15 protein-coding genes and 1 tRNA gene are annotated in these 20,986 nt (G+C 51.7%); 6 read left to right on the top strand and 10 right to left on the bottom strand.

Annotation, left to right across the window (positions count from 1 at the left end; all coding sequences use genetic code 11):
- Positions 1-30 precede the first annotated feature (30 nt).
- From HJG54_RS26870 to HJG54_RS26855, 4 genes are all read right to left on the bottom strand, one after another.
- Positions 31-3,543: a TIGR03032 family protein gene (locus HJG54_RS26870; protein ID WP_316432280.1), complete on the bottom strand. Its 3,513-nt coding sequence runs from the start codon at positions 3,541-3,543 to the stop codon at positions 31-33.
- A 241-nt stretch (positions 3,544-3,784) separates the two neighbouring features.
- Entirely contained in the window at positions 3,785-4,579 is a 795-nt protein-coding gene (locus tag HJG54_RS26865) for a PEP-CTERM sorting domain-containing protein (protein ID WP_316432279.1), read from the bottom strand.
- Positions 4,580-5,078: 499 nt separating this feature from the next.
- On the bottom strand, positions 5,079-5,744 hold the full coding sequence (nblB, locus tag HJG54_RS26860) for a phycobilisome degradation protein NblB (protein ID WP_316432278.1): 666 nt from the start codon (positions 5,742-5,744) through the stop codon (positions 5,079-5,081).
- 75 nt (positions 5,745-5,819) lie between these two features.
- Positions 5,820-6,296, bottom strand: a complete 477-nt coding sequence (locus tag HJG54_RS26855; protein WP_051924930.1) for a CBS domain-containing protein — start codon at positions 6,294-6,296, stop codon at positions 5,820-5,822.
- Positions 6,297-6,895: 599 nt separating this feature from the next.
- On the opposite strand from HJG54_RS26855, the gene HJG54_RS26850 reads away from it, so the two are divergent.
- The 3 genes from HJG54_RS26850 to cobA all read left to right on the top strand — a co-directional run bounded on the left by HJG54_RS26850 (position 6,896) and on the right by cobA (position 9,691).
- Entirely contained in the window at positions 6,896-7,453 is a 558-nt protein-coding gene (locus HJG54_RS26850) for a Dps family protein (RefSeq protein WP_316432277.1), read from the top strand.
- Positions 7,454-7,654: 201 nt separating this feature from the next.
- Positions 7,655-8,467 (top strand): sirohydrochlorin chelatase, encoded by an 813-nt coding sequence (locus tag HJG54_RS26845; protein WP_316432276.1) that lies wholly within the window; start codon positions 7,655-7,657, stop codon positions 8,465-8,467.
- 441 nt (positions 8,468-8,908) lie between these two features.
- On the top strand, positions 8,909-9,691 hold the full coding sequence (gene cobA / locus HJG54_RS26840; protein ID WP_316432275.1) for a uroporphyrinogen-III C-methyltransferase: 783 nt from the start codon (positions 8,909-8,911) through the stop codon (positions 9,689-9,691).
- Between the two features lie 51 nt (positions 9,692-9,742).
- Here cobA and HJG54_RS26835 read toward each other — a convergent pair whose 3' ends face one another.
- Positions 9,743-10,276, bottom strand: a complete 534-nt coding sequence (locus tag HJG54_RS26835; protein WP_316432274.1) for a hypothetical protein — start codon at positions 10,274-10,276, stop codon at positions 9,743-9,745.
- Between the two features lie 306 nt (positions 10,277-10,582).
- On the opposite strand from HJG54_RS26835, the gene HJG54_RS26830 reads away from it, so the two are divergent.
- Positions 10,583-11,530, top strand: a complete 948-nt coding sequence (locus HJG54_RS26830) for an RluA family pseudouridine synthase (protein ID WP_316432273.1) — start codon at positions 10,583-10,585, stop codon at positions 11,528-11,530.
- A 104-nt stretch (positions 11,531-11,634) separates the two neighbouring features.
- Here HJG54_RS26830 and HJG54_RS26825 read toward each other — a convergent pair whose 3' ends face one another.
- Complete coding sequence (locus tag HJG54_RS26825) at positions 11,635-14,574, bottom strand: glycoside hydrolase family 10 protein (RefSeq protein WP_316432272.1); 2,940 nt, start codon at positions 14,572-14,574, stop codon at positions 11,635-11,637.
- Positions 14,575-14,896: 322 nt separating this feature from the next.
- Positions 14,897-15,766 (bottom strand): Npun_R2479 family HD domain-containing metalloprotein, encoded by an 870-nt coding sequence (locus HJG54_RS26820; RefSeq protein WP_316432271.1) that lies wholly within the window; start codon positions 15,764-15,766, stop codon positions 14,897-14,899.
- Between the two features lie 192 nt (positions 15,767-15,958).
- Here HJG54_RS26820 and HJG54_RS26815 point away from each other — a divergent pair.
- Positions 15,959-16,030: transfer RNA gene (locus HJG54_RS26815), tRNA-Gly, on the top strand.
- Between the two features lie 248 nt (positions 16,031-16,278).
- Here the strand turns inward: HJG54_RS26815 and HJG54_RS26810 are convergent.
- Complete coding sequence (locus HJG54_RS26810; RefSeq protein WP_316432270.1) at positions 16,279-16,884, bottom strand: Uma2 family endonuclease; 606 nt, start codon at positions 16,882-16,884, stop codon at positions 16,279-16,281.
- 53 nt (positions 16,885-16,937) lie between these two features.
- On the bottom strand, positions 16,938-17,369 hold the full coding sequence (locus HJG54_RS26805) for a DUF29 domain-containing protein (RefSeq protein ID WP_316432269.1): 432 nt from the start codon (positions 17,367-17,369) through the stop codon (positions 16,938-16,940).
- A gap of 121 nt (positions 17,370-17,490) precedes the next feature.
- On the opposite strand from HJG54_RS26805, the gene HJG54_RS26800 reads away from it, so the two are divergent.
- Positions 17,491-17,823 carry a hypothetical protein gene (locus HJG54_RS26800; RefSeq protein WP_316432268.1) on the top strand — a complete coding sequence of 111 codons (333 nt, stop codon included), beginning with the start codon at positions 17,491-17,493 and terminating at the stop codon, positions 17,821-17,823.
- 149 nt (positions 17,824-17,972) lie between these two features.
- On the opposite strand, the gene HJG54_RS26795 is transcribed toward HJG54_RS26800, so the two are convergent.
- Entirely contained in the window at positions 17,973-20,819 is a 2,847-nt protein-coding gene (locus HJG54_RS26795) for a TolC family protein (protein WP_316432267.1), read from the bottom strand.
- Positions 20,820-20,986: the final 167 nt, after the last annotated feature.

The following is a 20,986-nucleotide window of genomic DNA, read 5'->3' as shown; positions in this document are numbered from 1 at the left end:
GATTTGATCTTCCACCATGACCACCCGGCATTACTGTTCAGCTATCAAGGCTGATGGACGCAGCCAATAGGCCAACTCAGGAGCAGTAAAGGCAGCTCGAATTGCGTCATTCTGGCCGTTTAACAAATTGGGACGCAGAATACCGGGCAGAAATTTCAGATCGTACAATTCTCGACAGCCGGTCGGAAATTCTAGCCAGCCAATCGGCGCTCCTTTCTGCAGGTCAACCACCGCAACACCACAGATCAGATGCTCAAAGCGTGTTTGCAGCGGCAGTTCTCCAAAAATGTGGTGCTCGCGCATTTGCGACAGACCCACCAAGGCATAATCGCCAACCAGCGCTAAACCCCGCCCAAATCCAGGTAAGGCACAGACTACTTCTGGTTCCCAGGTGGCCGGATCCACACGCCACAATTCACCCGTACCAGAGTTCAGCAACCACAGCCGCTCTTGATACCAGCGAGGTGAATGCGGCATCGACAACCCACGCAAAACAATCTCGTCGGTTTCCACATCGATCACAATGCCGCCCGTTGCCTTCGTGGCCCGCCAGCCACCCACTTTATCCGATTCACCCAAGGCCGTGACATATTTGGGTCGGCCTGCCACCATTGCTAAACCATTCAAATGACAGCGATCTTCAGGAGCAATTTCGGAGATAAAGGGCGGATACCAACGCGGCACAAAGCTAAAATCCAGACTCAAGCTGGCAAGACAGCTAAAGCGTGTATTCACCAACCACAGCCCATCTGTATCAAAGGCGAGATCGTGGGTATGCAAATCGCCTGTGAAGTAACTGGTACGCGGCAGGTAAAGCGCATCATATCGACCTGGCTGATCTTCAAGATAGGAATAGGCTAGAGGGCGAGCATTCGCGAACATCATCAACTCATGCTGTGTCGATAGCGCCAAACGATTGCCTGCTACCGCCACCCCCATTGGTTTGGTAAACTGCCGTGCTAGCAGCGTCACCTGTTGCCCATTCCAGCCCACCAGCAACACCCTACCCGCCTGATAGGTTGTGATCAGCAACGATCCATTTGCCTGACTTAACCAACTGAGAAAGCCTGTATCTGCAGTGCAGGTGATAGTTTCGCTGGAGAGATTGAGGGAGGTGGCGGCTCGTGAGTCTCGCCGAACGAGGGAGGTGGGGGAGTAGGTTTTGAAAACTGACTTCTGGCTCCTAACTTCTGGCTCCTGACTTCTGACTCCCGTCGGCTGACGCTCTGGGAAGCCTGACTTCTGGCTCCTAGCTCCTGCCTCCAACAAAACTGACAACGACTCCGCCGGTAATCCAGCCTGATAGCGCTGCCAAATCATCTGATACCCAGCCTCTAGATGTTGCACTGTTTGGGCCGTGTCGAATAGAGGAGAAGCAGGCCGATCTTGGAGCAGGCGCTGCTTGAGCAATTCCAATTCAGTGGGATGGGTCGCTAGGTGCAGGGCAAGCTGTTCATACTCGGATAGGTTGGCGGTAATCAGCTCTGGCAACCCTGCTGCGGTTAGCAGGCTGGCTGCGACACGAGCAGCAAAGGTGTTTCCCAAGACGGTAATCAGAGGAGTTCCAGCCCAAAGGGCGTCACTTGCTGTGACGTGGGCATTGTAGTAAAGCGTATCGAGGAACAGATCGGCATGGACGTGACGCTGGAGGTGGGCAGCTTTAGTTACACGGGGTGCAAAAATCAGGCGGGTTGGGTCGATGCCATGAGTAGCTGCCTGTGTCCGCAGATTTTGTTCGGTTGCAGGTCGATCGCTGAGCAGCCACAGCACGCTCTGGGGTACTTGCTGTAGAATTCGCATCCAGACTGCAAAAATCGTTGGTTCAATTTTTTGGCTTTTGTTGAAGCAGCAGAACACAAATGCATCCGTAGGCAGGCCGTGCTGCTGTTTGGGCAAATTGCTGAAGATAGTAGGGTCGCTATCGGGATAGGGGTAGCAGTTGATTTGATAGGTGTGCGGTAAGTAAAGGCGGGCTTCGGTCAGGGTGGTTGCTAGTTCGGGTGGAGTAATGACAGCATCGGTGATGATGTAGTCCATATACCGACTACCCAAGGTGCCTGGGTAACCCAAATAGTTGACCTGGAGTGGAGCGGGGCGTAGGGCGAACAGCTCTGGACAAGCGTAGTTGGTATAACCGGCTAGATCGATCAAGATATCAATTTGGTCCTGCATCACCAAGCGAGCGATTTCAACCGGAGTCTGGCCCTGCACATCTCGAAAGCAATTGCAGCTCTGCATCAGCGTTTGCCGCTCGCGGCTCTGGTCATCGGGTCCTAGAGAATAGGCAAACACTTCAAACTGCTGCCGGTCATGTAGCTCAAATAAGCGCAGAATGAGTTGCCCAACTGCGTGATAGCGCAAGTCTCCAGACACGTAGCCTAACCGAATACGCGATGTTTGACTGATTCTGCGTTGATCCGATTGATTCGTATCGCGTCCTGCTGCGGCCAACTGTTGCTGCAATCCGGCCATACGGCGTTCAATTGCTGCGGCATAATCCTGAGCGATGGCCTGTTGCTCGCTGGCTGAGAAGGGTAGAAACAAACTGTTCAGCGGCGAGAGAGGAGCTGTCAGATCGGAGCGGGATTGAGTTTGAAATCCCTGCTGCAATCGGGCGAACGAATCGGCTAAGTTCGTCCAGTCACCCGTTGCCAGCATCAGCTTGAGCGATTGGTCTAGAACTTGCAGGTGATTAGGCTGCAACTGCAAAATTTGCCGGTAGGTTGCTGCGGCTTCAGGAAACTGCTCTAGGCGAAGCTGAATATTTCCCAGATTGGTGAGGGCAGGAATGTAGTCAGGCTGAAGCGCCAACGCCTGCTGATAGTGCTGGATAGCCTGCGTCGCCAGTTCCTGCTTTTCGTATATAGCCCCCAAGCCGTTTAAAGCTTCTATATAATCGGGTTTGAGCTGAAGCGCTCGCTGAAACGCGGTTTGTGCCTGAGAAATATCCCCCATGGTCTGAAATGCAACTGCCAAATTACACCAAGTTGCGGCTACCTGCGGCTGGTGTTGGAGCGCTTGCTGATAGTAGTGAATGGCACTGAGAAATTGCTGCCGCTGCTGCTGAATGTTGCCGAGCTGTTGATAAGCAGCACTGTAGTTGGGTTGATCGGCCACTAGCGTTCGGTAGGTCTGTTCCGCAGCTTCTAGCTGTCCCAACTTCTGGAATGCTAGCCCTAAATTGAAGCGGGTATGGCTGCTTGGCTGTAGGGATAAGGCCCGCTGGTAGCACGCAATTCCCGCCGCTAAATTTCCCAAACTACACTGAACAACCCCTGCATGGCTATGAAATTCGGCCCGGTTCGGATCGAGGTCAATGGCTCGCTGAATGTGAGACAGGGCTGACTCTACCTGTCCCCGCTGCAAACAAATCAGACTCAGCAGGTGCCATGCCTCAGCCTGATCCGGATAGCGCTGCAAGAATTTCTGACATTGGGTTGCGGCCTTAGTGAGATTGCCAGTTTGCCCAAGCTGCGCAATCTGCTGGAGCTGCTGTGCCACCGAAGGCCCGGAGCGAGATGAACCACGAGGCTGTTTCGTCATCGGCTACCATTTCTACGGGTTTCTTGTTAAAGATACACGCTAGATCGATCCAGCGTTGCCTGACTTTTATGCCCTCCTAGTTCTGCGCCTGCCGATCCCAACTCGACTCAACCATTGCAGCCCTCGAATCCGAGACTACATCAGTTTGATAGCCCGAACAATCAGCAAAAAAAACCCTCCAACTGGAGGGCTTAATTGATGAGAGAACTAGAGTGACGATTTGAACATGAGGAACTCAGCCCTAGGCAGAAGCAGCCGCCTTCCGACGACGGGCCAGCAGCATTCCGCCTGCAACCATGCCTAAGCCAGCTAAAGTGGCCGGTTCGGGTACATCGGCAGAAACAACCCAATCTTGATAATCGTAGTAGTAGTCGTTGCGGTCACTGGTTCTAGAATTGGCGTATAAGCCATCCTCCATACCAATGAATAGGGTTCCCGGCTTGGAAACTGTAACTGTTTGGGTTGACTTGGGATACTGCTCATCCGAGAGCCGATTGAAGGTGAAGGTATCGAGTGCGCCTACACCAAAATGCACAGCCTTCTGGGATGGATTGAGCGCCAGTTGATAGATCGTGTTCGCCTTGAAAAGCACTGAGCGCACACAAGTACCTCCAATGGCATTGCCGCAGGTTCCGAGCCAATCATCAACTCTGCCGCCTTGTCGCTCATAGCTGGTGTTGCCGACCTGATCGTAGGCTTTGTCTTCCGAGAAGATGGAGGTGAAAGCACCCACGCCGTTTACTGGGTTGGTGAGAAAACCAAAGTTGGACTGTGCTCTGCCTCGACTGCCCAATCCTGTCGGGTTAAGGACGCTGAACCGAACAACAGTGTCTTTCTTGAACGAGAATTCCCTGGCGAAATAGGGAAAATCCTTCAAGTGAGCCGAACCAGACACGACCTGATTTTTGGGTGGCGCATTCAGGGTATCTAAACCCAATCGAGAAGGGGTCAAAGTGCCTGCCAAGGATGGAGCGGCAACGCTAAAAGTTGCTCCTGCTGCAAGACCAACGCACGCTAAGTTTCGCTTGAGATTCATAAACTTTTTTGCTGGTAAAAAATACAGAAATGGTCAGAATTAGAGACTCCAAGCAACTTGGAGATAGCTTGAAGATATCTTGGAGACATCCGAGGCCCTTCAGAGAGCTTCTAAGCATTGACTTTACGTATGAGTCAATCCACACGCCTTGGAAGGGGGAGAGCAATGAACTGACTGGTCAAAACGCTTGATAAGCGTCCTAATCCTGCGAAACTCGATGGGGTGTATGAGCATCGCAATTACCTTGCTGGAGCTTCAACTTTTTGTTACAGATACTGGCATCATAGCCAACGTCTATGTTGATCTCCATACGCAATGCCACGGAATTTCTGGGCTAGAAACGCCTTATTAGCAGAACGAAGTCCGAAGACCCATGTAGCTAAATTTACTAAGGGTCTTGGCTTGGTGTCAGCTCCAGCAACGAAACTTAATCGCTGCTTTACGTCTCATCTTGGAATACAAAAAAGCGATGAATCCACCACAGTAAATTCCAATGGATTCAATAGGATTTCAGATAGAGCTGAGCTTCCTGCGCCACTGGTTCATAGGCATCTTGACTCAACTGTTCTAGTACAGTGCGGGCCTCAGGCGTGCTGAAGTGGCTCATCGCCTGAACGACTCGGTGGCGCACTTGCCAGTCCGGATCGGTGGCATAGGGCAGTAGCAGGGGGATAGCACGTTCGTCGCTTAGCTCTCCTAATGCTCCAATTGCTGCCGTTTTCACCAATTCGTTATCTGATTCCAGTGCTTGCTTCAGCAACTCAAATCCTCTGGGATCACCCAGCTCTCCGAGCGCTGCCACAATACTAAATTTCACCAACCATTCCTGCGTCTGGTGATAGAGGTTCTGCATTTCCTCAAAGGCATCCGTCAGCTTCAGGGCACCCAGAGAGTCGGCAGCAGCGGCTTGTACATCAGGTTCTGGATCTTCGAGCAAGGCACGGCGCAATACTTCAAGGGCGACTTGCAGGTTTTGCCGCCCCAAAGTCGAAATTTGACTAACAGCGGCGTATCGAACCCGCACACTGGGATCAGCTAGCACAGATTGAATTAGCTCGAATGCAATCGCTGGATCAATCTGCCGCAATTGATTGATTGCACTGAGGCGATCGGCAAAGTTCTCAGATTGCAGCAATTTCCGAATTGACTCAGGTGTTGTACTCATTTTTAAGAAATGGCTTAAATGTAGTGGATTGAAACGTAGGTTAAAGCTGGGAGGTTAAAGCCGAGGGACAAGGATCTATTCATCTTCATTGGCATGGGAAGCCATGAAGCGGACGATGTCGCCTCGGGTGAGTACACCAATCAGGTGGCCAGCCGCATCAACTACCAGCAATCGGTGAACCTTGCGATCATGCATCAGCTGTGCCGCTTTACGAATAGGAGTTTCCGGCGCAACAGTGACTAGTTCCTTTTTCGTCATCACCTCTCCGACGGTCTGCCCTAGGGCTTTGTGCAAATCTCGTTCGTATTTTGCTGGATTTTCCAGGTAAATCACACTATCTAAAATCATGATGTAGGCTGGTGGAGTCATCCCTGCTTCTTGCCACATCAAATCGCTTTCAGAAATAACGCCAACGAGGTTGCCGCTCTGATCCACAACGGGCAAGCCACTGATTCGCCGTTCCGCTAGGGTTTTGACGGCTTCGCTCAGGGAATCCTCCGGGTGGACCACAATTGGATTGCGGCTCATTACATCAGCAACGGTTGTCGGCATAAAAACGCGCCCTTCAATAGGTTGGCTCTGGGACATCAACAAAGAGGAGCAAGTGTTTCCTCTCCCTATGGTTTATTTTAAGAAATCACGGGATCAACAAGGAACTATTAACAAAACTCTCAATGCTGCCCGAAGCGAACAATTGGCCAGCCAACCAGCTACTAGCTCTATACGCTACAGAAATTTTCATCTAAACCGGCATAATTTGATCGGGAGCGGAGCGCTAAGTGCTGGGAATCGTCCTGATTTCTATGCCATTTGCACGGCCTTTTAACCAATTTCTCTTGAGCCTAATTCTCTTCTAGTTTTGAGAAGTTGTGTGATTCGTTTTATTGATAATTAATGCACGAAACAGTTGATAAAGATATTCGGCAAATCGAGTATTAATTCTCAACATCCTGAAGCAAACCAAAAGAAATTTTTAGATAGATTTTAGGTATATTGAGAATTACTTCTACTAACTCAATAGAGAGTAGTTGACGGGTTGATATAACGTCGATACAGTAAGGAGTAAATCCACCCAAAATGCTTGCCTCAAGGCATTTTGATAATGACTATTTAAGTTGGGATACTCCCACCTGCACTGAGAGGAGAACACTATGTCTACCACTGGAATGCTTTTGCAGCCATTTGATCAGATGCGCGACAATCCAGTGATGCTGGAATTAAGCGTTACAACTCCAATTTGCGAAGGATTGAATGTCGCGCTAGCCAGTTTCCAGGCGTTGTATTTGCAGTATCAAAAGCATCATTTCGTTGTCGAAGGTTCAGAATTTTACTCATTGCATGAATTCTTCAACGATAGCTATGAAGAAGTGCAAGGACATGTCCATGAAATTGGTGAGCGGTTGAACGGCTTGGGTGGTGTTCCTGCGGCCAGCTTCAGCAAGTTGGCAGAGCTGTGCTGCTTCACCCCCGAAACCGATGGCATCTACTCCTGCCGCCAAATGGTAGAGCACGATCTACAAGCCGAGCAGGCGATTATTCAGGTAATCCGTCGGCAAGCCAGCCAAGCAGAAAGTCTGGGGGACCGGGCTACTCGCTACCTATATGAGAAAATTCTTCTAGAAACCGAAGATCGGGCGTTCCACCTCGATCATTTCCTGGCTCACGACAGCCTGACTCTTGCCTTTGTTGGTACTAGCAACGGCAATTAATGCCCGAAGCTGACCATTCCGCATAGACTGGGAACATAATCTAAATGCTAGGCTCTGGATGCTCGTCCTTTGGCATCTGGAGTCTATTTGTTCAGGTTGGTTTATTCGAATCGTTAACTCAAAGTACTGACTCAAAGTACTGACTCAAATTGTCGACTCAAATCGTTGACTCAATTGGTTCACTCGGACTTGGAGGCTCTCTTGCATTTTTCCTCTGCCTATTTGCTAGTTTCCCACGGCAGTCGCGATCCCCGGCCCGAAATTGCCCTAGAGCATCTAGCTGAGCTAGTGCGACAACGCCTACAAGCAAGACGGCAACGACAAGGACAGTCTCTAGCAATAGGACGAGAGGTGTGGAGACAAGAGCCAAATTGGGAACGCATAGACAGTTATTCCCGCCCGCCGCTTGTAGGGACAGCCGTTTTGGAATTAGCGCCGCTGCCGCTGCACCAGCAGATTCAACAATTCGCTGAACAGGCTTTGAGCGCCGGTTACGAAACCGTCTACATCCTGCCTCTATTTTTGCTGCCGGGTGTCCATGTAACGGAGGACATTCCAGCCGAGGTAGCAATGGCGCAGCAGCAGCTAGGCAACCACATACTCCTGAAGCTGGGTCCGTATTTGGGTAGGGAGGCAAAGCTATGGCAACTTTGGCTTGATTCAGTGGAATGGGCTACGGCTCCTCCCCAATCGGGCAAAATTCTGCTAGCCCACGGCAGCAGACGACCTGAGAGCCAGCAGTTAGTAGAAGCGATTGCTGGTCAGATTGGGGCGGTTCCGGCCTACTGGTCGGTGGATCCGGGTTTAGAGGCTCAGGTGAGTGAGCTAATTCAACGAGGCTACCGGCAGATTATGATCTTGCCCTATTTCCTGTTTGAAGGAGGCATTACCGACGCTCTACGAGACCGAGTTGACCAGCTGAGCCAGCAGTTCCCCTATGCCCAAGTGCAACTAGCCCATCCGATTAGTGCCACGCCTAAACTAGCCGATCAGATTGTGCATCTATTGCTGTGACTGCTGTGATTGGCGTGATTGGCGTGATTGATGTTTGCAGACAGCGGCTCAAGCTCAGTTGGAACAATTTCGTTCTAAGCTGGACCGGCAAACATTAAGATAAGTTAAAGTCGCAGCGTTTAATACGACTGGAATCCGATGGTTCATTCATCTTGAAATGGCAGCAAGCTGTTGTCCACCAGTTCTCTACTTCTTGTTCTTCAACGAATTTTGTTCTTCAACGAATTAGGTCATCGGGTTGGTTCAAGTTGGTTCAATTAGCTCAAACCGCTTATGTAGTCCTACAGCGTTTTTCACTCATGTGAGGTATGGGGGGCGTGGGGGCTTCGCCCTCACGCAGGGGTAGTGCCCCTGCACCCCGTTTTTCGGACTTCACTAGCCTGAAAAAGGCTGTATGTCGTCTTATCTAGTATCTGAGTCAACGCTTACATCCTCTATTCCATGCCGCAAAATTTGGGAAAAGTTTATTTGATTGGGGCTGGCCCCGGCGATCCAGGCTTGATCACCCTGAAGGGAAAAACCTTGCTGGAATGCGCTGATGTGGTGATCTACGATGCCTTAGTTAGCTCACCCATTCTGGCAATGATTAATCCGCAAGCAGAGCAAATTAACGCCGGTAAGCGTCGCGGACGCCATTCTCTGCATCAGGAAGAAATCACCCAACTATTGATTGAAAAAGTCCAGACCCATGCTGTTGTGGTGCGGCTCAAGGGTGGCGATCCGTTTGTGTTTGGCCGAGGCGGCGAAGAAATGGAAGATCTGATTCAGGCGGGTGTGCCAGTGGAAGTTGTACCAGGCATCACCTCAGGGATTGCGGCTCCAGCTTACGCCGGTATTCCGCTGACCCACCGCAGTCACAGTTCTTCTGTCACCTTCGTGACAGGCCATGAATCGGCTGGGAAATACCGTCCCGCCGTCAACTGGCAGGCTATCGCCCACAGTTCTGAAACGATTGTGGTCTATATGGGCATTCATAACCTGTCCCATATTGTGGAGCAGCTTTGTCTGGCTGGGTTATCGCCAGAAACACCAATAGCCTTAGTGCGCTGGGGCACTAGACCTGAACAGGAAGAGCTAATTGGCACTTTAGCCACGATTGGGCAGCAGATGGAAGCCGTTGGCTTTAAAGCTCCTGCTATTGCTGTGATCGGCTCAGTTGTGAAGCTGCACGCAGTTTTATCGGTGGGCGTTGCCAAAGCATTGACAGAGCAGATTCAAGGATGATGAAGGCTTGCTATCCCAAAGCCTAGCCTCAGTGTTGCCAGCTGTTCGCCATTAAAGGTCCATAATCTGCTTATGGCTATCCTTGCGATAGTGCTCCGCACCGTCTGGAGAGCGCTGCTCTCGGCTTGCGCCAATCAAGGCATTGACTAAGGCTCCGCTGTCGAGATGGGAATGACCTAGTAGTTCCAACAAGCGCTTGACGCGGGCTACTGCGCCGCTAACTAGCCGATCTCGCTGAAATCGAGGCAACAGATCGGAAGCGCCTTGAAAAATGGCCCATTCTCGTTCCGACGGCGTAATTTCCTTTTGTGCCCCATTAACTAATACAACCTGCACCTCTGGATAGTGGTCCCGACACCAGCGACAGACCGAATAGGCATTGAGGGTTTGAATGCGAGTATCGATCAACAGCAAATCGGGCAGCGCTACTTTAGCTGATTTCAAATGCTTGAAGCTGTCCGACAAATTAACATCTGGATGCTCCCAAATTACTGCAATACCCTGGGATCGCAAAATTGCCTGCCAAAGCGCTCCTTGGCGGCTCATCGGCTGAATCATCAGAACAAGTTTGCGCGTATCAGCCATCAGCAGAAGTTAGAGTAAGAGGTAGGAGTTGCAGCGAGACCGCATTTGCAGTATCGCCTTTGTGGGCAATTTCCGGCTACTACCGTAGAATACCCAAGCATTGGTAGCCTGTTGCAACGGTTACTTCTAGTGCCTATTTGAATACTCGTCAGAGGTTTTGCATCCCAAAACTTTGCAAAGGTTTCCGGTTAGGTAGTGACTGTGGGCCGTTTCCCGATGGCTCAGGTTTAGGATCGATTAGTTGTTCTTTTTAGCCAAGTCGTTTTGATCAATCCCTTGCTCGATCAACAATCGCTAGATCAGCCCGTGAATTCAGACAATTCAGCCTCTCATCTGCAACTGGTAGCCGACAAAGCTGGAGGCCGTCTCGACCGCTGGCTGGCAGAGCAGGTTCCTGATTTATCGCGCTCCCGCATTCAGAAGCTGATCGAGCAGGGGCAAGTTCAGCTCAATGGGCAGGTCTGCAACTCGCAGAAGCTAGTTGTGCAACCGGGGGACTGCATTCAGGTAACGATTCCAGCGGCCAAGCCGCTCGATTTGGTGCCAGAGGAGAGGCCGCTAGACGTCCTCTATGAAGATGAGCACCTGCTGATTATCAATAAGCCCGTTGGCTTGGTGGTGCATCCGGCACCGGGTCACGAGGGCGGCACTTTGGTGAATGCCCTATTGGCCTACTGCAACAACTTGGCAGGCATTGGCGGGGTCCAGCGGCCCGGCATTGTGCATCGGCTTGACAAAGACACCAGCGGTGCCCTAGCCATTGCTAAAACCGATTTAGCCCATCAGCATTTGCAGTCTCAATTCAAAACCAAAACGGCAAGGCGCGAGTATCTAGCAGTCGTCTATGGCGCTCCGACCCAATCTAGGGGCACTATTGATGCACCAATTGGCCGTCACCCAGTGGAGCGCAAAAAAATGGCTGTTGTGTCAGAAGATAGGGGCGGCAGACGGGCTGTGACCCACTGGGAAGTGGCAGAGCGCCTAGGAAACTACACGTTGATGCGGTTTCAGTTAGAGACAGGACGGACTCACCAAATTCGGGTGCATAGCGCTCACATCGGGCATCCGGTGGTGGGAGATCCGGTCTACAGTTCAGGACGGGCGGTAGGCGTCAATCTACCCGGACAAGCCCTCCATGCCTGGAAGTTGACATTGCAGCATCCTGTCACCGGAGACTGGATCGAAGTTATCGCGCCGCTTCCCGCTACGTTTTTGACGTTGCTTGAGGTACTGCGCCGACGGGCCTCGACCTAGATGATTTATAAAGATTGCCGGGAAAACCCCATCCCCTTGTGGGTGCGGTCGTTGACTCTTACAGACCTCTTTATTCTCTTTATTCTCTTTATTCAGGGCTTTATTCAGGGCATTTCAGCCGTTTGCTCTGTGCGTTGCCGAACAGCTTGCTGGCGCGTCAGTCTGGGTCGATTCAGGACAACCCGTTCCCCATAGCCTAACAGTGTTTCCAACGTTTCGAGCTGATTTTGCCAGGTGTTAATCCGATAGGCTTCACTCAGAACTGGCAAATTCATCCAGGTTTTGAACTGGGTTTGAAAACTGCGCAATAGAGTTCTGGCCTGCTGGAGATTAGCGCTAGACGGGTCGGTCGCTAGCGTTTGCAAGGCTTGCTCTAGGGCTGCGGTTTTGCTACGCCAAGGCTCAATCTGGGATTCTCGCACCTGCAATTGACCGTTCTCTAGCAGCCAGTTCCACTGCTGGAGTAACACGCTGTAACGGCTGGCTGCTGTGGCAAACGGATCCCGATAGGGAATTGGCTCACTGGTTGCGGCGCTTTCCCCTTGAATCTGACGAAAAATAGTTTGCAGACCGCTATTGAGATTCTCAGCCGCAAACAAAGCAAACCCACCCGATGGAGAATCCCGCAACGCCTGAATTTGATCCACTACCGTCTCGTTCGATAGATTCAGCAGACGAATCCCCGGCAAAATCAGCGTTGTTCCCAGATCGGCGTTTTCCAATAGCCACGGATTGGCTAGCCGCTGCAAGCCGTTGGTATCTCTGGCGTAGCTCATCAAGACGATCATGTCCACATCGCCTCGCTGCGCCCACACTTCCCAATTTTGCTGAATTTCATTCACCCGTCGCCGTTCCGGCAAGGCAAACACAGCGGTCGAGAGGATCAGTTCTGGCTTTAAGCCATGCACGAGCCTAGAGACATCCGCCACAAAGGAATTGACCTGCTCAGTCCGAAACGCAGTCCACTGCTGCCACTGCGGGTGACTCGGCGATAGGTTCACCGGATCGCTCCCGGTCAAGCGCTGAAACTGCTGACGCGCTGCCATGCCATAGCCGTAGGTATGTCCACCGGCCCGTGGATCTTGAAACGGGTAGCGAATGTAGTCGAGCTGGAGGCCGTCCACATCATAGCGGGTGACTATTTCCTCAAACAAACTGAGCAGATAGGCCCGCACCTCTGGGTTAGCCGGATCGAGAAACGGCTTGGTTTGTCCGGGTGGGATGAGAGAGCCACGATTATCGTAGTTGGCCCAGTTGGGCCGAGCCGCCAGAATCGGGCCAGGATAGCTGGCCGGTTGGTTGAGAATGGCATTGTGAACCTGATTGCCTGCCGCAAAGGTCCATACCCAGGCATGCAGCTCCATGCCTCGTGCATCCGCTAGCTCTACGGCTGCTGCTAGCGGATCCCAGTGCCGCGTCAACGGATTCTGCTCTGGCGCAACTCGACTGGGATAGATCGGGTAGCCCGCATTCACCGTTTCAAAAAATACCGTGTTGATACCGGCAGCCGCAAGGCGATCGAAAATCTGCGCCAGACCTTGCCGGGAGCCAGCCTGGACAATCGTGCCCCGGTCCAGCCAGATGGCTCGCACCTCCGGTTGAGACAAAGGCCGATCCAGCGGAAAATTCTGCCACAAAAGCTGACGGGTAGCGAGCCATTGCTGCCGCGCCGCTGCGTAATCGCGTTGGTTCAGTGCTTCTGAAAAAGCCGTGTAGCCCTGTCGCGCTTGGGCCAAAATCCCATTGCCGAGCAGTTCGGCTGAATTGGTCGCCACCTGCACGACATCACCCACTTTTGCTCCTGATTGAGCCTGATTAAGCTGGGTATTACTCTGGGTATTACTCCGGGAAGAAGCCAGAATCAGCGCACTCTCATAGCGGCCAATTAGATTCTCCAACTCTTGTCGCATTGTGGTGGCTTCGTAGAGCGTGATGCGTGCTCCACTTCGGTGGACCTCTAGTTCGACAGGAGCGACCTGTTCGGCTGGATCAGTACTGGTAGGAGCAGTCTGAGGAGCGCGGTTGAGCAGCCTCGTTACGTCTACTTGGCGATTGGGTTGCCTAGTATTCCTAGAAGCAGTCCCCGCAGGGTTGTCTGAAGTTTCACGGGAGGTGGTAGCGCGAGGAGGAGGAGGAGCTGTGCGGGGAGACGTGACGGCGACGGGACCGCTTGGTGCAGGATTGCTGGTTCGATTGCTTTGGGGTGCCGGTACAGTGGTGATAGCAGACCCGGACATGGGAGCAGGCGTGGCAGCAACAACGGGGAAGATGCCCTCAAACCGACTCACAGCGGCCCTCAACCAACTAGTGTCAAACTCCGCCAAGCTAGAGGACTGGTCTCCCCAGCGCCAGCCCAAAAACGTAGATTTTTGCGTCACCACTACGGCGGCTCCACTGCTCGCTCCAGCACTCAGATTCGGCTGCTCGGTCCGATCCCACACCACCACGGGTTGACTGGCAAGACTGGTGGGAACGATTACGCCACCGAGCACCGTACTGCCCGTATCGGCTCCACGAACCCAGCGTTGGCTGGCGATCTGAAGCGGCTGTAGGGTTTGAGGTTGGGATAAATCAGACGCCCAGTAGGCACCCAGCAGGGAACGCAAAGCGTTTTGCACCCCTGCAGAAGACTGACTGCCCGCTGCACCACTGACAATCAAGCGCCCACCTCGGTTAAGCCAAGCTTGGACTCCCAAAAGCTGCTCAGAGGTAATGGTTTGCACATTGGGCAAAAACAGAACAGTGATATCGCCAAAGTCGGTAGAGCGTTGCACTGCATTCCAATCAATTACCCGATAGGTCAGTCCACTGGCATCGAGACGCGCAGTAATGTCTGCCCATTGGGCCTGATTGTCTGCACTTCTGACCACTCCTAGAATCGGTGCCGGCTGAGTTTGGGCCTGCCCTAGGTGCTGCGGTTGAGTCGCGGTCGGAAGTGCTGCTGCCGGAGAGTCGTTGAATAACCCGCCCATCAGAAGGGCGGGAGCAATCGAGACCAAGCGAACCACCCACAGGGAGAGCAATCGAGAATTAAATTGGGACATTGCCATTAAATTGCACCATTGAAAGCAGAAACTTGCTGAGGAAAACCAAAACCTGAACCAAACGCCAATTTAAGTTTCACGTCAAAATTGCAACAATAAACACCCTACATCAACATCCAGAGGAAAATTCAGCCTCGTAACGCTGTAGCCCCAGAATCGCAGAAAAATTTGCTAAGTCTTTACAAACACAGCTCACAGGATTCACGACCAGAATGGCCGTTGAGCGGTGAAGTGATTTACAAACAATCAACTAGACACGCTACACAAGGCCGCCATGCCCATACCAGTTGTCGTACTAAACCCTTATGAAGCAGTTTGTCAGTCAGCTTAGTTGATCGGCTTCAACCGCAGCAAGCTCCAGCCCAATAGGTTCATGTTCCACAACGAATACGTTGGAGTAGAGATTGGCAATGATTTGCTTTCCTTGTTGTGTCAACTCCAAATATTTCAATGAATCTTTCACATAGGGATAAACCCCATTCCAGTAGAACTTGGGATAGTTTTTGCGCAAATCTCCTGGATGACGATATCCTAAAAACTTATTGACGCCCGTTTCCTCAAATTCATAGAACAGCGCACTAATTTTCTTGAGATAACGCGGGTCGCTGAGTTGCCCAATTAAATCAGAAGCGCGAATCAAGCCGGGGTAATTAATTGTGTCTTGATGATCCTCTTTATTGGGGACGGGGAAGCGGGTTAGTTCAATATTGACTTTGATGCGTTCAGAGTCAATTAAGCTATGCCCACCAAAGCGCTCATCGATGAATAACTTGGCCCGATCCACATGGTAGGGCGTTAAGCTGGCGTCGGTAGATCCGGGCTGCAGGTAAACCATTTCACTGCTCTGTCCAGTGGCATACCAGCCATCCCGATCATCCCGACAAACTCCTTTGACATAGCCAATGTCGTGACAAACCAATGAAATAATGAAGTGCAGCCAATCTTCGCAAGAAACCCCGCCCTCGCGAATATGCCGACCGCGTAAGATCTCTTGGCCTACCAAGGTGACGAGAATAGTGTGCTCGACATTGTGGTATAGAGCGTCACTATTGGCAATATTTTCTAGCGCCATCGACCCTACCCAACCAATAATGTCTTCGTAATCGTGTTTCCATGCACCATAGGTGCGACGATAGCCTTCTTTCAGCTTCTGCACGAAGTCATCAATCAGCAGTTCGGTGGCGTTAAACATCCTGGGTTCTCACTTAATCTGCATTAGGGGTTTAAGATTGCTTAACCATTCTTTTCCTCAAGCATGCCCAGATCGGCGCGGTTGTTACCTTATTTTATTGAACTGCTTAAATCCTACCGATTCTGTCCCAAATTAGACACAGCAATCGCCTCAAAAATGCGCTATGCTTGGATACACAGAATTTTGCCACCTGCGGGTGTAGTTCAGTGGTAGAACGTCAGCTTCCCAAGCTGAATGTCGTGGGTTCGAGTCCCATCACCCGCTTATATCGAGTTGTTACGATTGTATTTACAGAACTGGATGGAAATACAATTCGAGTTATTTCCTTACGAAAAGCCTTGAAACATGAACGACGCCAATATGAACAATTCCTCCAAAACCAATTAGGCTAGAGTTGATGCGATGACCGATGAAGAAATTGACACATCCGATATCCCACCTTTGGATGATGCTTTCTTGCGATTGCCACTTGTGCATCTTTAGCAATTTCTGCTCAGTGTTCAGCGATCGATTCAATTAGGCAAATCAATATTTTCAATTTCCTGTGTCAATTGTAGTGTCAATTGGACATCTTCATAGATTTGCTCGATGGCACAAGAATATTCAATACTTTCCCAGCTGATAATCTCTCCAGTCGTATAAGGTGTGTAAAGCCACAGCTTGCCTTCACCCCGACGGAAACACTCTACATTCATTTGTTCTGAGTCGATCAGAACATATTCCTGAAGCGTTTCCAATGAGCGATAGTAACTAAACTTCCGACCTCGATCGTCGGCCTCGGTGCTGGGTGAAAGCACTTCAACAATCAGCTTGGGATATCGAATCAGCTTAATCGCATTGCAGTCTCGCTCGTCACAGCTAATCACTAGATCGGCATAGAAATAGACGGTGGGAGTGACCTGGACTTTGACATCAGCCACGTTAGTTCGACATCCCCTAGAGCGAACATGCGGGTAAAGTGCGCGGTACACATTAAGCGCAACATCATTATGAGGAATGGTGCCGCCGGTCATGGCAACCACTTCGCCCTCGATGTATTCGTAACGGACATCTTGCTGTAACTCCCACTCCAAGTATTCTTCCGCTGTAAAGTGGGCCGGGCTGGAATTGGCAATCATGGCAAAATTCTCGATGCGATAGGTAAGCTTATAGCAAACTGGCAGCCCAAGCTTCAGGGTAAAAATGTTTCGTCTAGAACCTGTTCGAATGTAAAGGGCGGCAGCTCAGGAAACACCTCTAGCGGCAATTCTGTTTCGTCAGCCGCGTTTTCCCTAGCAACTGCATAGCATTCTAAAAATACGGTTTTCGGATAGGTTCTCAAGCTTGGACTTTCGGCAATCCGTTTCTGAATCGCACGACGGCTATTACGGATCGAGCTTTTCCAACTGCCGCTACGATGATTGGATTGATACTTCCACTTGAGTAAATGTAGCAAAAGCACATTCAGGTAGGACTCGATTGCTCGTTTCTGGCTCTTGCCCATCGACTCTAGCTCATCCACCAGATTGAGAACATCGAGTTCAGAAAAGCGTCCGTCAGCAAGCGCCGCGGCGGTTTCAGTTAGCCATCGGTAGTAGTCCTGCTCATACAGCATCAAGTCCATCGCTTGTTCTCAAATCGATTCGACTAACTCGATTCTAGCCTTTCCACCAAAACCAATCGACCAAATCCCCAGAGCGAGGCATAATGATGAAATTGATTTGGCACACTCGAACAAAACGTCTGTGAAGTATTTTTTTCTATCGGAAGGATGGAGCGTCGGTCGCGTCTGGGAATTCGGCGGCCTGTGGAATGAAGCCGCTTGGCGGCGAAAGCCCGATATTCAGCAGACCAATCTCTGCATTTTGGAGAACGGCGAACGGCTCTGGCTCTACAGCGTTGAAGAAGCTGTAATTATGGTCGAAGTTAAACCGATTGACCCGGCCTTGAGTAATCCGGCTAGTCGTTCAATCGGCAATGTGATGCTCAAACGCCTAATGACAGCAGAGCAAGCCATCGACCTCCTCTGCAAAGCCGAAGCCTGCTTTAACAAACCAGAGCGAACCGAGGAGAGTTGAACCAGCAGCCTTGACAGCAGAACCATTCAGCCAAATGATTTCAGGCGATCATGCCAACGGTTCTCCACCGCAGGCAAGCTACCCGTTCATCACCTCCCAATTCAAAATTCAAAACTCAAAACTCAAAACTCAAAACTCAAAACTCCCCTTCATGGCTGGTCGTTCAGAAAACCTTCTGGATAGTTACTAACAGCCCGTCGCAGTACGGCTAGAGCACGGTTATAGTCCAGAATGGCACTCAGGTTGTTGACTTGGGCCTCGGCTAAAACGGCCTGTTGCCGCAGTACGTCGGTTTGGGTGCCGACACCAGCCTGGAAGCGGAGCCGAGCTAACCGCAAGGCTTCGGTGGCTTGTTCGACCGCGAGTGCGGTGGTTTGGATATTGGCAAAGCTGGCGTTGAGTTGGGAGAAGCCCCGCTCCACATCTAGGCGGATCTGGTCTTGGACATTCTCAAACTCGGCCTCAGCAATCGAGATATTAGATTCCGCCTGGTTGGCTTGCGCCCGGGCTAAGCCTCCATCAAACAGGGCTAGGCTGGCCTGCAACGCTAGGGAGTAGTTGTAGCCGAAAGAATCAAGAAAAGCATCGTTGTCCAAGTTATTGGTGACGTTAAAGTTGCCGACAAAACTGACTTGGGGACCCAACTGAGCCAGGGCTGCCCGTCGTTCCTGCTGAGAAATCTCCCGCTGAACCAACTGCTGCTCTAGCTCCACTCGGTTTTTGTAGGCCTGAACAATGCTTTCTTCTAGACCCAAATCCCAAACGCCCGCGACTTCAATTGGATCGGCTGCTGAAACATTCACGGTCTGGGAAATGTTTAACCGTTGAGCCAACTGCCGCCGCGCCACCTCTAGGTCACTGAGCTGCTGAGTCAGCCGCTGCCGCGCATTTGCCACATCCACTTCCGCCTGAAGGACATCAAACCGGGTGCCGACTCCGGCCCGTTCCAAAGCTTGGGCATCGCGTAAACTCTGTTCTGCCTGGGCTAGATTGGCACTAAAGATATTTACCTGTGCCCCGGCCTGCTGCAAATCGTAATAGTCGCCGGTGGTTTCTAGGATTAACTGTTCGGTCTGGCGCTCAATGTCCAATTGCTGAAGCCGCACCTGACTTTGGGCCGCTTCAATCAGGGCAGGACGTCTGCCCGATGTGAAAACATTGTAATTAAGCTGAATGCCTGTACCTAGAAGGGTAGAGTCTTGGTAATTTCGCACTAGGTCGCCGCCGGTGGTGATTTGTTCTCCAGTGGTGGGGTCAACTCCGGTTGTTTCTGGTGACCGGACTACATTCTCGGTGCCACTCTGCTCGAACCTAGCATTTGCATCCAGTGTGGGCAAGTTGCTCGCTAGCCGCTCTCGCAACTGAGCCTGAGCACGTTCAAGTTGGAACTGGGCCTGCCGCAATTCGGAATTGTTGCGTAGCGCCAACTCAACCGCCTGACGCAGAGTGATTGGCTGGGTGCCTACCAGTTCAACCTCATCGGCTTCAGTGGGAAAGGCCAGCGGATTCGGATTGGGATCCAAGTATTCGGGAGCGGGTTCGTTGTCACCGGGAATCAGGCTTGTACCAGGGGCTTGGCCGTCGGTTTGCCCATCCGTGGGGTTGGGATCAAATGGGATCGTCGGGAGACTATCTGCCGGTGGGGGAGTGGTGTCAGTTGGGGGAGCGACTGGCGCTGGTATTGTTTCGGTTGGGGCGGTTTCAGTTTGGGTTTCGGTCTGGGCTGTTTCAGCGCGGCGTCGAGCTTGGCGTCTTTTGCGTCTGGTCTCTCGATCAACAGGCTGAGCTTCGGCCTCTGGTGTGACGTTGGTTTCTTGCTCTGCCTCGGCTTGACTGGTGGGTGCTTCAGCGACTGTATCGGTGGCGCTGGCTTCAGTTGCCGTCGGTTCTGCTTGGGCTGCCTCTTGAGTTGGATCGGTTGCTGTAGTCTCAGCGACTGTTTCTGAAACTGGTTCCGAAACAGCTTCAGAAACAGCCGATTCAGGATCTGGATCGGGACCTGATTCAGGAGATGGCTCAATTGCCATCGGTTCTGCTGATTCTGCCGATTCCGTGGGTTGTGGGACGTTGGCATCGGTCTGGTTGGCTGTTGCTTCAGTCGCTGCTGCAGGTTCTGTTGGGCTAGCCTCGGCTTGGTCAGCAGCAGGGGAATTGGCAGCTGCGCGAGTCCTGGCCGTTCTAGAAGCATATCCTCTAGAGACCCGTCGAGGCTGTGGCTCAGCGACTGGGGGATCAGCCCAAGCTGATTCCGTCGGTTGGTTCTGATGTTCGGCCTGATTGGAAGTTGGATTCAGCGATGGACGGGACTTGGCTTCTGAAGGGGATTCCACTGCAGCTGAGGTCTGAGCTAGAGGTGGAGAAGCTTCAGCGGGAGATGTCGCCGCAGGTGTTTCTGACCCTGTGGAATTAGTGGAATGATCTGGGGCATTAGCTGTAGTACTAGCGGCTGGCTGCGCAGAGACGGCAGATTGAGGCTCAGGAGCTTGCAACCGTTGCCGCACGCGCTGTTCAAACTGCAACCGATCCAGCGTGCGAGACGGATTCGTATCAATGGCCGGATTTTGAGCATCAGGCAGACTAATTTGCTGCATCATCTGCTCCATTTGTAGCGGATTGGGTTGCGGGCTAAGCGGGCGGTCGTAGGTGCGAAACTGAGATTGGTTCAGCCGTTGCTGAATGCGCGTCTCGGTTTGGAACCGATCCAGCAGTTGGTCCGAGCGGCGCAAGGCGTCCGAATCCTGGAGGCTAACGGCAGGCTCAGAGCTGGATGCCGCGGAATCAGGCTGATGGGCAGGGCTAGGCTGCTCAGACGAGCTAGCCGCATTCGCAGAATCCGGGGCAGGCTCTGAGGGCAAATTTGTCTGTGTTGTCTCTCGTTTTGCTGGAGATTGGCGATGAGAGATTCCTGGCTCTGCCGCCGCAGGGGAAACTCCAATCGCGCTTGCAGCAACTACAGCACTCACACCAAGGGCAATCAAAGAATTAGGGGGTTGCATACTCAATTTGCGTCCAAACTTGCATCCAAAATAGCTCACAGCCAAGGAAACAACCTTAAGCAGAATACTGGGTGATCAATGTTCTTGGCAAATATTAATGGAGTGATCACCAATTAAACACAGAGAAAGTGGAAATCTTTGCAGATATTCCACAGTCGGGTGACGGC

The organism is Leptolyngbya sp. NK1-12, assembly GCF_032598965.1.
GTDB lineage: Bacteria > Cyanobacteriota > Cyanobacteriia > Elainellales > Elainellaceae > Elainella.
This window is presented reverse-complemented; position numbering and strand designations above follow the sequence as displayed.